This is a genomic window from Acidocella aminolytica 101 = DSM 11237 (genome assembly GCF_900129125.1).
Lineage (GTDB): Bacteria > Pseudomonadota > Alphaproteobacteria > Acetobacterales > Acetobacteraceae > Acidocella > Acidocella aminolytica.
Genome location: NZ_FQVJ01000015.1, coordinates 36135 through 51550, shown reverse-complemented (window position 1 = coordinate 51550; position 15416 = coordinate 36135). Strand labels below are relative to the sequence as shown.

The window sequence follows — 15416 nt, the reverse complement described above, 5'->3', positions numbered from 1 at the left end:
CGCGCGTCAAAAGCCGAAGATTAAATTCCTGCAAAGTCTGAGTCACGGGCTGGGCAAACCAGCCACCGTAAAGCCTGGGCCATGAGGCGTGTTTTTCTTGCACTAACAAGCTCCCTGCTGACCGGTATGCTAGCGGGGTGTGCCGGGTATCATCCGGCCCCGCTGCCTGAAGCGCCGGACCTGCGGGGCAGTCTGGCGGCGTTGAACCGCACGCTGCCGGACGGCAAGGCGTTGAACGTAGCCGCACCTCTCAGCCTGCAAGACGTCGCCGCGCTGGCGGTGCTCAACAACCCGGATCTGGCCGCCGCACGGGCGCAGCACCAGCTTGGCGAGGCGGATTTGCTGGCGGCGGGGAGACCGCCGGACCCGTCAATCTCCGGCGGGTTCGCGGCACTGCTGAGCGGCCCAGGGGCGATGCCCGCCTTAACTGGCGGCTTCACCCAGGACCTTGGCGCGCTGATCACCGGCCCGGCCGACCGCGCCGCCGCGCGCGCCGGGCTGAAGCAGATCGATGAAGGGATTCTCTGGCAGGAATGGCAGGTGGCTGCGAAGGCGGAGCAGCTGGCCATCAACATCAGGGCAGCGCAGGCCACACTGGCCAGCCTGCGGCGGGATGAAACACTGCTGGGTGGGGTGAGTGAATCCGTCCAGCAGCAGATCGCGGCGCACAATCTCACGAGCAATGAAGGCGTGACTGCGTTGAGTGCCCTGGCCAGCGTGCAGAGCGCGGCCGCCAGCATCGCCCAGACCGCACAGCAGGAGGCGGACGCGCTGGACGCGCTGCTGGGCCTGCGTCCGCACACGCCGGTGCCGCTTGCCACGCCGCATCTGGCGCCGCCCGCGCCAAAGGCCGTGCAAGCCGCGCTGGCCAGCCTGCCCACGCGGCGACCGGACCTGCTGGCCTTGCGCTTTGGCTATGAACAAGCGGACGCCAAGCTGCGCGCCGCGATTCTGGCGCAGTTCCTGCCTATCAGCATCGGCGGTTCGGGTGGACGGGATACGTCGGATGTCTGGTCCTTCGGGCCGCAATTCAGCCTGACCCTGCCGCTATTCAACCGCAACCGCCGGGCCATTAAAGCAGCCGATGCCACGCGTGGCGCGCTGCGTGCGCAATATCAGGCCGCGTTGGACAATGCCGAGGGCGCAGCTGCCGCCCTGCCCCGCCAGATTACGTTGCTGCAAAGCGCGTCTCAGGCCGCCCAAGAGCAGGCGGCGCAAGCGCGTGCCATGGCACGCGGCGCGGCGCGAGCTTATGGCGCGGGGCAGCTTTCCGGCCCGGCCTATGCCAATCTCGCGGCCCTAGCGGGGGAGCGGCAACGCAATGCCATCACCCTGCATGCGCAACTGCAAAATGCTGAACTTTCTCTGGCCACGCTGCTGGGCTTCGGCCTGCCGCAAGATGGCGTTTTGGAGCATCCCGCATCATGAAACCGATCTTCCCTATCGGGGGCGTTATCGTTATCGCCGGGCTGGGCGTCTGGCTGTGGCTACGCCCTCCCCCGGCCTTCAGCACCCAGCCTGCGCCATCCGCAACGGTGAGCGTGGTGAGCGCCACGCGCCAGACGGTACCCCGGCAGGTTGAAGGGGCGGGCAGCATCGTCGCAGGAGCGGCCACGCGGGCGGTCAGCCTGAACGCCGCCGCGATTTTAACTGGTTATGACGTCACGCCCGGCACGGCGGTCCAGGCCGGGCAGGCGTTGGCGACGCTGGCGCCGGCCCCCATGGCCGTCGCCGCGCTACAAAAGGCCGAGTCAGCCGTGGCGGCGGGTCAGGCGGCACGGCACCATGTGGCGACGCTGCTGCCCGCACATCTCGCCACCGCCGCGGACCTTGCCGCCGCCACCCAAACCCTGCGGGACGCCCAGGCCGCCCTGGCCGCCTTGCGGGCCACCGGCGCGGGCCAAGCTGAAACCGTGCGCGCCCCAGTGGCCGGGCTGGTAACGAGCCTGAGCGCCGCGCCGGGCGGCAGCCTGCCCGCTGGCACGGTGCTGCTGAAACTGGCCCCCGCCAGTGCATTGCGGGCGCAAATCGGGCTCACGCAAAGCCAGGCCGCCTATGTGAACATCGGCAACACCGCTACCCTGACATTGCTGAATGGCGGCGGCACGGTGGCGGCGCGGGTGGTGAGCGTGGCGGGGGCGCTCAACCCGCAAACCGGGCTGATTGATGTGATGCTGCAACCGCTGGCGCCGGTCACGCTCGGCGCGCCGGTAGCGGTGGATATTCATGCCGGCACGCTGACGGGGTTTCCCGTGCCCAACAGCGCCGTGCTGAGCGATGACTCAGGCCCTTATATTTACCAGCTCGACCAGAAAAACATCGCGCACCGCGTGGATGTGAAGGTGCTGCAACAGGGCGACAAAACCAGCGTGCTGGCGGGTAAGCTGAACCCGGCCTGGACGGTTGCGGCGCAGGGGACCTATCAACTGACGGACGGTATGCGCGCCACCTTACAGGGGGCCGGCTCGTGAATTTCGCCGCGTGGCTTGACCGTCATCGCCGCTCGATCCTGGTTCTAGCCACCGCCCTGGCGCTGGCGGGGTTGAGTGCGGCACTCTCCTTGCCGATCGGGCTGTATCCGGACGCCTCCTTCCCGCGCGTGCGGGTGACGATCGACGCGGGGAGCCAGTCCGCCGACCAGATGGTGCTGGAGGTCACGCAGCCCGTGGAACAGGCGGTGCGCGCCGTGCCGGGGGTGGTGAATGTGAAATCCGTCACTTCGCGCGGGTCGGCGATGCTCACCGTCGATTTCGCCTGGGGCACCAACATGACCACCGCCACGCTGGGGGTGAACGCGGCGCTGGCGCAGCTTGTGTCGCGCCTGCCGCCGGGGGTGAGCTTCACTGCCTTGCGGATGCAGCCCAACGTGTTCCCCTTCATGGCCTATGCGCTGACCTCTCACAGCGTAAGCCTCGTGAAGATGCGCAACCTGGCGCAATACCGGCTGGTGCCGCTGCTCTCCGGCGTGCCGGGCATTGCCCATGCGCAGGTGCAGGGCGGCGATACCGGGGAGGTTGAAGTCTCGGCCGACCCGCGCCGCTTGGCAGCCTACCACCTCACTTTGACTGATCTGGTGAACGCGATTTCCGGCGCGGCCAGCCTGCAATCCGTTGGGCGGGTGGAAGACCACGACCTACTTTATTTGCTACTGGCCAATAACACGGTGCATGACGTGCGGGATGTGAAGAACATCGTGCTGCGTGCGGGGCCGGGTTATGTGCTGCGGTTGGGGGATGTGGCCAAGGTGCGGCTGGGCGTGGTGCCGCAATTCTTGGATGTGGATGCCAACGGCAAACAGGCGGTGACGCTGCTGCTGTACCAACAACAGGGCTCGGACATGGTCTCCACCGCCCACGCCGTTGAAAAAGCGCTGGCGGGCTTTCAGTCGCAAATTCCGCCCGGCGTCACTTTAAGCAAATGGTATGACCAGAGCACGCTGGTGCTGGCCGCCGCGGGCTCGGTGCGAGATGCGATCCTCATCGGGGTCGTGCTGGCAGCAATTGTGCTGTTTCTGTTCCTGCGGAACTGGCGGATTACGCTTCTGGCCATCACCATCGTGCCCGCCGCGCTGGCGGCCTCGGTGCTGGTGCTGTCGATGTTCGGGCTCAGCTTCAACATCATGACGCTGGGCGGGCTCGCGGCCTCGGTCGGGCTGGTGATCGATGATGTGATCGTGATGATCGAGTTTATCGCGCATCGCAGCGCCACTGGCTGGCGCGAGCCGGGGCGGCTTTGGGTGCTGCGCTCAGGAGGGGCGTTTTTCCGCCCGCTGGCCGGCTCCTCCGCCGCCACGCTGATCGTATTCGTGCCGCTGGCGTTTCTGTCCGGGGTGAGCGGGGCGTTTTTCAAGGCGCTCTCAATTACCGTGGCTTCCACGCTTATCGCCTCCTGGGTGCTGACTGCGCTGGTGGTACCGCTGCTGGCCGCGACGCTGGTGAATTTCGAGCGTTGGACCGACCCTGGCGAAAAAGGCAAAGGCTGGCTGGGCCAGATGCACGGCCGCCTACTGGCAGGTTTTTTCCGCCGCCCGGCCTTGCTGACGCTGCCGGTGCTGGCCTTGCTGGTGGCCGGGCTTGTTTCTTACCGCAATGTGCAAACCGGCTTTCTGCCCTCGCTGGATGAAGGCGGGTTTGTGATGGATTACCTGACCGCCCCCGGCACCTCACTTACCGAAACCGTGCGGGAGATGCGCGAGATCGAGGCGATTTTGCGTAAAGACCCGGCGGTGGCGAACTTTTCCATGCGCGCCGGGGCGGGGTTTGGCGGGGACCTAGCTGAATCCAACAAAGGCGATTTCGTGATTCGGCTGATCCCGCTCAGCCAACGCCCCTCAGTGGATGTGGTGATGAACCGCATCGCGGATGAAGTCATCGCCAAGGTGCCGGGCGTGGCGATCGACCCGCATCAGCTGATGAGCGACGAGCTAGGCGACATGACCGGCACGCCACAGCCGATCGACATTAAACTCTCCGCCGATACCCCCGCCGTGCTGCCCGCCACCGCGCGGCGCGTGGCCGCGGCCATCGCAAAAATCAAAGGGGTTGATTCCATCGATGACGGCGTGGTGCCCGCGGGCGATGCCATCGAGATCCATGTGGACCAGACCCGCGCCGCCGCACTGGGGCTGGACCCGGCGAAAGTGACCGCGATGCTGAAAACCGCCATGGATGGCACGGTGGCTGCCACGTTTGAAGGCACCAACCAACTCACCGGCATCCGCGTGCGGCTGGACGGCGCGGCGCGGATGAACAGCGCGGCCCTGAAGCAACTCCCCCTCTCAACCCCCTCTGGCGCGCTGGTGCCGCTTTCCAGCATCGCCAGCTTCACCACGATCTCCGGCCAGCCGGAAATCACCCGCGAGAATTTGCAGCAGGTGGTGGATGTCACGGCACGGCTGAACGGGCGTGGGCTGGGCGCGGGAATCGCGGATGTAAAGCGTGTGCTGGCGCAAAAAGGCGTGCTGGCGCCGGGTGTCACCTACAAGCTGGGCGGGCTTTATAAACAGCAGCAGATCGCCTTTGCCGGGTTGATCCGCGTGTTTGTGGCGGCGTTGCTGGCGGAGTTTATTCTGCTGCTGTTGCTGTATGAGCGGTTTCTCTGGGTGGCGGCGATTATCTGCACTTCGCTGCTTTCCACCACCGCCGTGTTCACGGGGCTGTATGTCACCGGCGTGCCGCTCAACATCACCGCGATGATGGGCATGGTGATGATTGTGGGTATTGCCACGGAGATGGCAATTTTCTTTGTCTCCGAGGCACAGCAGCTTCTGGAAACACGCCCCGCCCGCGAAGCCTTTGCCCAAGCGGCCGCCAACCGGCTGCGGCCGATCGCCATGACCACGCTGGCCGCGATTCTCACACTGATGCCGCTGGCACTGGATCTGGGTCAGGGGGCGGGTATGCAGCAGCCGCTGGCCATCGCCATTATCGCCGGGCTGCTGGTTCAATTTCCGCTGGTGCTGCTGGCGCTGCCAGTGCTGCTGCTGCGTTTCAGCAAGGCGGACAAATAATCCCCTTTCCACATACCACCACAAGGAAGTTCAGATGCGACGTTTTTGGCATGCCGGTCTTTCGGCCTTGTTCCTCTCTGCCGCCGCCATTCCCACGGCGCGGGCGGCCGCCCCGCTTTATGAGCTGGTGCAAAGCCTGCCCCTGGGCGGCGGCGCGCAATGGGATTACATGCATTTCCACGCCGCAACCGGGCAGCTTTTCATTGCCCATGGCAAATCCCTCACTGTGGTTGATACCGCCACGGACAAGTTGCAAGGCAACGTGACCGGGCTGGACGGCACACACGGCATTGCCTTCGACCCAGCAACCGGGCTGGGCTTCACGGACAGTTCCGGCACGCGCACCTTATCGGTCTTTGACCCCGCCACGCTCAAGGTTAAGAAAACCCTGCCCGCCCTGGAGGATACAGACGGCATGGTGTTCGACCCCGCCAGCCAGCGCCTGTTTGTCGCGGCGGGGGATTCAAAAGCGGTGCTAGTGGTCACCCCCTCCACCGGCGCAGAAAAAACAATCAAACTGCTCGGCAAGCCGGAATATCTCGCGGTGAATGAAGCGGGACGGCTGTTTGTGGCGCTCAATAGCACCAATGAAATGGCGGAGATCAACACGCCGTCCGACACGGTGATGGCAAACTGGCCGCTACCCGGCTGCGTGGCGCCCACCGGCATGGCGATAGACCCCGCCGCCGGGCGCGTGTTCACCAGCTGTCAGAACGGCAAATTGGCGGTGGTGAACGCAAAAACCGGGCAGGAGGTCGCGCTGCTGCCAATCGGCAAGGGGTCGGACAGTGCGGCGTTTGACGCCAAACGACATTTGATCTTCAGCGCCAACCGCACGGGAACACTCTCCGTGATCAAAGAGGTCAGCCCCACCCATTATGTCGCCCTGCCCCCGGTTAAAACCCGGCTAGGCGCGCGGACGATGGCTGTGGATGAGGCAACCGGAGATATATTTCTGGTAACCGGCACGCCGGAGGGGGCGGGTGTTGTGAAACATCCCGGCTTCGCCCCGCGCTACCAGTTTAAGCCGGGCAGCCTGACGCTGCTGGTTTACCGGCCCGTCGATTAGTCCGGCAGGCGGGTGGAGCGCCAGAACTGGCCCGGCGTGACGCCCGTTTGTGCGCGGAAGCGCTCGGTAAAGTGGCTCTGACTGCTGAAACCGCACAAAGACGCGGTTTCAGCCAGGGACCGGCCCGCTGCCAAAGCCTCCTTGGCCTTGCCGATCCTGCGGCGCAGCACATAGGCGTGCGGGCTCTCACCGGTGGAACGCTTAAAAGCCCGAGCAAAATGATATGGGCTAAGATTCGCGCAGGTCGCCAGATCCCCGATTGATAGGGGCTGGTCCAGATGCGCCTCCACAAAACCCTGCAAGCGCCGCAGCACGGCGGCGGGCAAGCCGCCACGCGCCTGCAAGGCCCTGGGCCCGTGCTCGGTCATGCGGCTGACCAGATACGCCAGCAGAGTTTGGGCGCCATGGCTCACCGCCACACGCTCCGCCGGTTCATCCCAGTTTAACGGTAGCATGATCTGGCGCATCACCGTCTCCAGAGTCGGGTCCTGGAAGTAAGGAACTTCCCGCAACGTGACATGGGCGGGATCCGCGCCAGTTGTCTCCACCACTGCGCGCTGAAAAGCGGCTTTGGAGACATAGAGATGCAGCATCTGCACGGGGCCGCTGACCTCCCATTCAGAGGTCAGCCCCTCCGGCATCAGGCACAGGCTGCCCGCCCCGAAGCTGGTCATATAGCCATCACCCAGCCTGCGGCGGAAAGAAACCCCTCCGGACACATAAAGGCTCAGCGTATGGTGGCTTGGGGTTTCGTACCGGGAGATGGCGGCCTCGTCCCGGTCCCACAATGCCCCGGCCAGCCCATGTCCAAACGAGGCTGAGGCGCGCAGCGGCACCGCGGCATTGGCGAGATGGTCATGAACAGTCAGGCCGGTCAGGTTCTTCATGGTCAGCAATTCCACCCGGAACTGTGACCCAGAGCCGCCGTCGCGGCAAGCAGGGGCCGTGGAATATAGCAAGTTTCTGTCAAAACTCACCAGACCGGCGAAAGACGCCCCCTGCCGGCAGGTTTATGCGCTGCAATGGTTCATTCTTGGATGTTGGTCTGATGCAGGCAGTTTTATTTACGGTTGTCGCCCTGGCCTGGGGCTTCACCTGGTATGCGATCCATCTTCAGTTGGGCACGACGCCGGACATTGTCTCGATCTTCTGGCGCTTCGTCACGGCAGCCGGGCTACTTTGGCTGGGGCTCGCGGTCACCAAGCGAATAAAGCCCACCCCCTTGTGCTTGCAGCCATGGTTCGCCGCTTTGGGACTGACCTTATTCTCCGGCAATTTTCTATGCCTGTACGCGGCCGAACATAACGTGCCGAGCGGCTTGGTGGCGGTGGTGTTCAGCATGGCCAGCGTATTCAATGCGTTTAACCAGTGGTGGTTCCGGGGCATCCGGCCGTCGCTGCGAGTACTGCTGGGTGCGGCAACGGGGTGCCTGGGAGTTGTTTGCCTGTTCGGCAGCCAGATTTCCGCAGTGCCCCAAGGACATTTTGTGCAAGGCGTGCTTCTGGCCCTAGCCGGGACGTATTTATTCTCAATCGGCAATCTAGTGGCTGGCAAGGCCACGTCCCACGGCGTGACGCTGCCCAACGCCATTGCCCGCGGGATGGGTTGGGGCACCGGCCTGCTGGCGGTTGTCATTCTGGTGCAAGGACATGGGTTTTTACCGCATATCTCCCGGCCATATCTGGGCGGGCTGGCTTATCTGGCCATAATCGGCTCGGTGGTCGGGTTCATGGCGTATCTGTCCCTCGTCGCGCGGGTGGGGGCCGCAAAGGCAGCCTATGTCACGGTGGTGTCGCCGGTGGTGGCACTGACAGTGTCCTCTCTGCTGGAAGGCTATGTCTGGACGCTCGTTTCCTTGACCGGAATTATATTAGTCCTGGCCGGAAATGTGGTGATTTTCACTCCTTCCTGGAAAAGCCGTTTGCTGCCCTCGCTGAATATCGTCGCATCACCGGACTAAGCGGGTAAAAGCCGCAAGAGCCGAGGCTGGTTTTTCATCACAAAACATCGTCTGATGAAAGACCTGTGAGCCCCCCGCGGGAGATTGCCGGATGCGAGCCAACCATGTGCTGAAACCTCTTGACTATAGTCTCGCGGCACTCATTCTATTTGGCCTCTGCAACACATTCCAGCTTGTTTTTCATGGTTTGACCGTTGATTTCGACGTTTCCAGCATTCCCTTATTTTGGCGGGACATTCACCATGATGGCTGGGGTTTTTTGACCACCGTCCGTTCACCACCCGACAATTTTCAATTTTCTCTAGCCCCGCACTATTTCTTTCTATTCTGGATATTTGACGTCAAACCAACCATCGTGATTCTCTCCGGCTGGGCGATTTTCATAAGCGGCGCCATGGGCTTCCTGGGCTTTCCCATCCCCCACGGCATCTCCACGGTTTATGGATTATTCGCTGCCTTATCTATCATTTTTTTACTGCGCGGCGGCCATGCGGCCTGGTCGTTCCTTGCTGATCTGCTGCTGATTGCCGCATGCGTCAGCGACCCACGGGCTGACTCCGCGTTTCTTGTGCCGCTACTGTCCGCGTCATTTCTTATGATGTTACTCGCCTCCGGCAAATATTTGCCGCTTCTGCGTCTGTCTATGTCCGCATTATTTATCTTCGCCTATCTGAAAACACATGGATTCGGATTACTCACGAATCAGGTTCCTCCCCCCGTCAGCCTTAACTGCTGGCCACCATCAAAGCCAACAGCGCCTTTTTGCCATATGCGATTACTGCTTATTTCCGCGTCATTGGCAAGCTACCGAACGAGCGTTTAACAGGTTTCATCACAACGCTTTTCATACTGGTCTGGCTGTTTTCATCCGTTTTAACCTCGCACCGAACTCGCAAGCTTGGTTTGGTGGAAATTTTCTGCACGGTCTTTATTTCTGTCGCTGCGTATGTTGTCTTGTGGAATGCGTCTGGCTCTCTCTGGTCGGCGCTTTATTTTAATGCCATCTTTCTATTTGCCCCTGCTTATATTCTCATCAGCTTTCGGAACGTCCCTGTCTTGAACAGCCTGCCGGTCCGGGCTTTTGGCCTGCTGTTCGGCATGGCCTTTGCGCTCAACTCTATTGTACAAACCATGCCTTTCTGGCGTTCAGGCGGAATCAACGACCAACAGGCGCTCGGCATTTCCAAGTTTCTGCTGGCACCTCAGCTTCATTACGGATATGCTGGCTATTTTGAGGCGCTGGCCAACACAGTCTCCTGGATCAGCAAAGGCGATGTAATTATCCGCCCGATTTCTTTTATTGCGCCCTCCTACCGAGCAGAACCTTCTCCAGGGCTTAATGTTTCACAATTATGGTCCAAGCCTTCCGATCAGACCAACAAACGCAACACTTTTATAATCGTTAGCCAAAGCGCTCAATACCCTCATGTGCAAGATTGTGTTCGTGGTGCCGAAACACAATTTGGCCGTCCTGCCCAAACCCTGACTTTTTCAGCTGGGCCCGCCTATACGGTTTTGGTCTGGAACCACCCGCTATTGCCTCAACTGACGAAATAATGACCCACCATCTGCATACCCGCGGCGCGCGGCTGGCAAGGCGCTGGTACCGCCGGAAAATAACCACCGCAATATATGAAACTTGCCGTATCTCGTCGGCACAGTCTGTTCATGAAATTTGTTTAACCTGAAACTGCCCCCAAGGCGCCTATAAAAAGTGGTTTCCCTCTAACATCGGGGAAATGCGAATCATCCTGAGGAGGTACGCAGACATGGAAGTTACCAAAGGATTTGCTGGCTCTCGCATGAAGGAACGGCTTTTCGTCATGTGGCAGGAAGCAGGCGGAGACCCTGGCACCGCCTATAAGCTTTGGCACAAAGTCCGCCCGCTGGTGCTCAATGAAGCACAGCTGGAAGCAGACCACGACACCACGCGTGACGCCGCCCCACAAAAGACCAAGCGATAAACAAGTTTTGAGGACGAGGCCGAAAGGCCTCGCCCCGCTTTCTTCATCCCCCCACCGGCCTGAGGCTGGTCAATTGACTTGCCTCAAATCAATCTCCCCAAAAATATTGTTGAATGGGCTTGCATAAAACATTGATAACATTGTTTTATCGAATCATTCCCCGCAGGTGACATCGCCACCCGCAAGGTTGAAAGGTGGTGCCTTGGCAAAACACGCATTGAATGCAGGCCGGACATGACGCCTTCAGACCCACACCGCAAAGCTGAACGTGTCAATATGCTCGTTCTCATCGCGCTCACTCTGGGCGGGGCATTGATTTGCGCGTTGCTGGCTTTGCCCTTTTCCGGCGCGCTCACCTGGGCCTTTACCCTCGCGGTGCTGTTTTCACCACTGCAATCCCGGCTTGAAAAATATCTGCGCTCCTCAAATCTCGCCGCCGCCGTCACGGTTCTCGCCGCCATCATCATCGTCGCCGCGCCTTCAGCGCTGGTGGTGAACCGGCTGCTGCACGGCGCGGTATCGGGCGCGGCCTATATTCAGTCGGAGCTGTCAGGCGGCAAGCTGCAACTGCCGTCCTTTCTGGCCAAGCTGGAACAACAAGTCGATGTTTCCGGCCTGTTCAACCAACTTGTCACCACTTTGAGTAATACCGGCGCCTCATTTCTGCGCGGCTCGCTCCGGCAGGCTATCGAGATTATTCTAACCTTCTACATCCTGTTCTACTTCCTGCGCGACCGGAAAGCCGCCAGCCAAGCCGCCCGCGGCCTGTTGCCACTGAACGAGGCGGAAACAAACCAACTATTCGAGCGCATCACCGGCACCATCTACGCGATCGTCTATGGCACCATCATGGTCGCCATCCTCCAGGGCGTCCTGGCGGGGCTCATGTTTTGGGCGCTTGGGCTGTCAGCGCCGCTGTTCTGGGGTGTGGTGATGAGCCTGCTGGCCATCGTGCCCGTGCTGGGTACCTTCGTCATCTGGATCCCCGAGGCCGCCTATCTCGCCTGGGAAGGGCACGAGGTCAAAGCCGTGATCCTAGCCTTATGGGGCGCGCTGGTGGTCGGCGAGATCGACAATGTCGTGCGTCCCATCCTGGTCGGCAACCGGCTCAAGCTGCATACCGTACCGGTCTTTATCGCGATCATTGGTGGGGTGCTGCTGTTTGGCACACCGGGCTTCATCCTTGGTCCCATGGCGGTCACGATCACGCTCTTTCTGCTCTCCATCGCCCGGCGGCGCACGCTGGGACCAACTCCATGACGCTCGCTGTTCTGGGCATCTGGCTGGCGTTCGCGGCGTGCCTCGCGCTGGTGGGAGTGGCCGGGCCGGTACTCTCCCGCAATGGGGACGTGCTCGCGGTCAAGCTGAACCTCTCCGGCAGTTGGGTGGGGCTGATTCTCGTGGCCTCCATCACCTCCCTACCGGAGCTCACCACCGGCATCAGCGCCGTCAGCTTCGCCAACGCACCGGATACAGCGGTGGGTGACATATTCGGCAGTTGCGTGTTCAACCTCGCCATCCTCATAGTGCTGGACTTCATGCTGCGGGAGGAAAGCGTTTACCGCCGCGTCCGGCAGGGCCACATCCTGTCCGCGGCGTTCGGCATCATGCTCATCGGCCTGGCCGCTCTCAGCTTGGTGTTACACGGCCAGGGGATGGGTTTTTCAGCTTTCGGCATCGGCGGCTACACGCCGATCATGTTCTTGCTTTACGCCCTCGGCGTGCGGGCGGTATTCACTTATGAAAAAGCCAATCAGGAGCAGCGGGTCGAAACCGTTGAAAGCCTCTACTCGGATATTTCCCTGGCCCAGGCCATCCGCTCATACGCCATCGCCGGCGCGCTGATTGTCGCCACTGGCACCGCCCTGCCCTTTGTAGCCGTGAAGCTGGCCGCCCTCATGGGCTGGCAGCAAACCTTTGTCGGCACGCTGTTTGTGGCCGCCGTCACCTCTCTGCCGGAACTAATCGTCAGCGCCGTCGCGGTCAGAATCGGCGCGGTGGACATGGCCATCGCCAATCTCCTCGGCAGCAATATGTTCAACATACTGATCCTCGGGATCGACGATCTGTTTTACCGCCAAGGGCCGATTTTATCCCACGTCTCCCCTATCCATATCATCTCGGCGCTGTCCTGCATGGTCATGTCGGGGCTGGTGATCGCGGGCCTGCTTTACCGGCCACAAGGCCGGCTGTTCCGTACCGTCGGCTGGATCAGTTTTGGATTATTCACCATGTATCTGCTCAACAGCTATGTCCTCTACCTCCATGGCGCACGCTAAACCGCCCGCCCCTCAGGCGACGGCGTGGTACACCCTGCCGCCTGAGGAAGCGCTGACCGCGCTGCAAAGCGACCCCGCGGAAGGGCTAAGCCCCGAAACCGCCGCCGCCCGCGCCCGCCAATATGGGCTGAATGAGATTTTGGAGGGCAAATCCCGAAGCCGCCTGTCCATACTGGTCGCCCAGTTTGGCGATTTCATGATCATGCTTCTCATCGGCGCCGCCATACTCTCAGGCATCATTGGCAATATTGAAGACACAGCCGTAATCCTGGCCATCGTCATCCTCAACGCAGTTGTCGGCTTCCTGCAAGAGGTCCGGGCCGCCAACGCCGTCGCCGCGCTGCGCCGCATGACAGCACCCACCGCCACGGTTCTGCGCGGCGGCCACCCCCAAACCTTGCCCGCGACAGCGCTGGTGCCGGGGGATCTGGTTCTGCTAGAGGCCGGCAACGCCGTCCCCGCCGACCTGCGGCTTCTGGAGATTGCCGGGCTTCAAATGGGCGAAGCCGCCCTCACCGGAGAATCAACCCCGGTCTTGAAGCAAATACCCGCCTCACCCCCCGGCACCTTACTGCCGGAGCGTCTCTGCATGGCGTATAAAGGCACGCTGGTCCTCAGCGGCCGGGGGCGCGGGGTGGTCACCGCCACCGGCATGGAAACCGAGCTCGGCAAAATCGCCGCGATGCTGGAAGGTGCACCCCCCGGCCGCACGCCGCTGCAACTGCGTCTGGCGCAGTTTGGCCGCCAGATCGCCACCGCGGCGCTGGTTATCTGCGCCCTAATCTTCATCACCGGCCTGCTGCGCGGCGAAGCTCCCTTGCTGATGCTGCTCACCGCCCTCAGCCTCGCCGTTGCCGCGATCCCTGAGGCTCTGCCCGGCGTGGTCACGGTGCTTCTGGCGCTGGGCGCCTCACAGATGGCCCAGGCCAAAGCCCTTGTCCGCCGCCTGCCCGCCGTGGAAACACTGGGCTCCGTCACCACCATCTGCTCGGACAAAACCGGCACCCTGACCCTGAATGACATGCAGTTGATCGAGGTCTGGACGCCCAGCGGCCCCCTCACCGCCACAGCGCTGCATCAGGACACCCACGCAACGTCCGAGTTGCTCCGCGCCATTCTGCTGTGCAACGATTCCACCCTGGACGAAACCGGTACCCTGCTGGGCGACCCCACGGAAACCGCCTTATGGCACGCCGCCACCGCCGCCGGGTTCGACGTACCCGCTGAACGCGCCCATTGGCCCCGGGTGTCTGAACGCCAGTTCGATTCAGAACGGCGACGCATGACCACGCTGCACCAGAAAGACGGGCGGCTGGTCAGCTACACCAAAGGCGCGCCGGAGGCCGTGGTTCCGCTTTGCACCACGATCCCGGGTGCCCAGCCCGCCGACGCCAACGTCATCATGCAGCAAGCCGCCGCCATGGCGGCCAACGGGCTGCGCGTGCTCGCCATCGCCCGCAAACCCCACGCCACCCCCTCTCCCTCCCCGGCCGCCCTGGAAACTGAACTCGAATTTCTCGGCCTCGCCGGGCTACTGGACCCGCCCCGTCCGGAAGCCGCCATCGCGGTTGCCACCTGCCGTCAGGCGGGCATACGCCCCGTGATGATCACCGGCGACCATCCCGCCACCGCCCGCGCCATCGCCCGCGCGCTGGGCATCCCCGATGACGGCATCAACGGCGCGGCCGTCCTGACCGGGCACGATCTGCAAACGATGGATGACAACGCCCTGCGCCGCCATGTAGCGCGGACCAACATCTATGCCCGTGTCGATCCCGCGCAGAAAATCCGCATCGTCACCGCCCTGCAGTCCAATGGGGAGATCGTCGCCATGACTGGCGACGGCGTGAACGACGCCCCTGCCCTCGCCCGCGCCGATATCGGCGTGGCTATGGGCAAAGGCGGCACGGATGTCGCCCGGGAAGCAGCAAGTCTTGTGCTGCTGGACGATAATTTCGCCACCATCGTCGCGGCGGTGCGCGAGGGGCGGCGGATTTACGACAATATCCGTAAATTCGTCCGCTTTGTGGTGGCTTGCAACTCCGCCGAAATCTGGGCGATCTTTCTCGCTCCGTTCTTCAGCCTGCCTATGCCGCTTCTTCCCATTCAGATCCTCTGGATCAATCTGGTCACAGACGGCCTGCCTGGCCTCGCCCTTGCGGCGGAACCAGCGGAAGCGGACATCATGTCCCGCCCGCCACGCCCCCCGCGTGAAGGGCTGTTCGCCGGCGGCATGGGGTTTGAAGTCATCTGGACCGGACTGATCATGGCCGCCATCACGTTGCTCACCCAGGCCGCCGCCATCCGCGCGCAGGATACGCACTGGCAAACAATGGTGTTCACCGTGCTCACCCTGGTGCAGATGTGGCAGGTCATGGCCATCCGCTCCTCGCATATTTCCTTGTTCCAGCAAGGTCTTTTGTCGAACAAAAAGCTGCTCGGCGCGGTGCTGCTCACATTTTTTCTGCAGCTGGCGGTCATCTACACGCCCGGCCTCAACCAAGTCTTCAACGCGCAGCCCCTCACCCTGGCTGAGCTGGCGCTCGCCATCGGCGCCTCCAGCCTGATCTTCATACTGCTGGAAACCGTGAAATGGGTCCGCAGACGCCAAGCGGGCCATCCCCCGCTCGGCTGA

12 protein-coding genes are annotated in these 15416 nt (G+C 62.2%); 11 read left to right on the top strand and 1 reads right to left on the bottom strand.

Translation table 11 applies throughout. From position 1 onward, the window contains the following. The first annotated feature begins 81 nt into the window (after nt 1-81). From BUB54_RS09785 to BUB54_RS09770, 4 genes are read left to right on the top strand one after another with little or no spacing between them, the layout of a single operon-like run. Entirely contained in the window at nt 82-1428 is a 1347-nt protein-coding gene (locus BUB54_RS09785) for a TolC family protein (protein WP_048878088.1), read from the top strand. Next, nucleotides 1425-2471 (top strand): efflux RND transporter periplasmic adaptor subunit, encoded by a 1047-nt coding sequence (locus BUB54_RS09780; RefSeq protein WP_048878089.1) that lies wholly within the window; start codon nt 1425-1427, stop codon nt 2469-2471. The genes BUB54_RS09785 and BUB54_RS09780 overlap by 4 nt, the downstream gene beginning before the upstream one ends. After that, nucleotides 2468-5509 carry an efflux RND transporter permease subunit gene (locus BUB54_RS09775; RefSeq protein WP_048878090.1) on the top strand — a complete coding sequence of 1014 codons (3042 nt, stop codon included), beginning with the start codon at nt 2468-2470 and terminating at the stop codon, nt 5507-5509. The genes BUB54_RS09780 and BUB54_RS09775 overlap by 4 nt, the downstream gene beginning before the upstream one ends. A 34-nt stretch (nt 5510-5543) precedes the next feature. Further along, on the top strand, nt 5544-6578 hold the full coding sequence (locus BUB54_RS09770; protein WP_048878091.1) for a YncE family protein: 1035 nt from the start codon (nt 5544-5546) through the stop codon (nt 6576-6578). Here the strand turns inward: BUB54_RS09770 and BUB54_RS09765 are convergent. Continuing rightward, on the bottom strand, nt 6575-7480 hold the full coding sequence (locus BUB54_RS09765) for a helix-turn-helix domain-containing protein (RefSeq protein WP_244890764.1): 906 nt from the start codon (nt 7478-7480) through the stop codon (nt 6575-6577). The two genes, BUB54_RS09770 and BUB54_RS09765, sit on opposite strands and share 4 nt — an antisense overlap. A 146-nt stretch (nt 7481-7626) precedes the next feature. Between BUB54_RS09765 and BUB54_RS09760 the strand changes: the two genes are divergently transcribed. From BUB54_RS09760 to BUB54_RS09730, 7 genes are all read left to right on the top strand, one after another. Beyond that, nucleotides 7627-8538, top strand: coding sequence for a DMT family transporter (locus tag BUB54_RS09760; RefSeq protein ID WP_048878132.1), 912 nt, complete (start codon nt 7627-7629; stop codon nt 8536-8538). Between the two features lie 91 nt (nt 8539-8629). Beyond that, nucleotides 8630-9361, top strand: a complete 732-nt coding sequence (locus tag BUB54_RS09755) for a hypothetical protein (protein ID WP_048878093.1) — start codon at nt 8630-8632, stop codon at nt 9359-9361. Beyond that, nucleotides 9301-10095, top strand: a complete 795-nt coding sequence (locus BUB54_RS09750; protein ID WP_139284862.1) for a hypothetical protein — start codon at nt 9301-9303, stop codon at nt 10093-10095. Before BUB54_RS09755 ends, BUB54_RS09750 begins: the two co-directional genes overlap by 61 nt. Before the next feature lie 212 nt (nt 10096-10307). Next, a complete protein-coding gene (locus tag BUB54_RS09745) occupies nt 10308-10502 on the top strand; it encodes a hypothetical protein (RefSeq protein WP_048878095.1) in 195 nt (64 codons plus the stop codon). A gap of 234 nt (nt 10503-10736) precedes the next feature. Continuing rightward, nucleotides 10737-11762, top strand: a complete 1026-nt coding sequence (locus BUB54_RS09740) for an AI-2E family transporter (protein WP_048878096.1) — start codon at nt 10737-10739, stop codon at nt 11760-11762. Beyond that, nucleotides 11759-12781, top strand: coding sequence for a sodium:calcium antiporter (locus BUB54_RS09735; protein ID WP_048878097.1), 1023 nt, complete (start codon nt 11759-11761; stop codon nt 12779-12781). Before BUB54_RS09740 ends, BUB54_RS09735 begins: the two co-directional genes overlap by 4 nt. Next, nucleotides 12753-15416, top strand: coding sequence for a cation-translocating P-type ATPase (locus BUB54_RS09730; RefSeq protein WP_048878098.1), 2664 nt, complete (start codon nt 12753-12755; stop codon nt 15414-15416). Before BUB54_RS09735 ends, BUB54_RS09730 begins: the two co-directional genes overlap by 29 nt.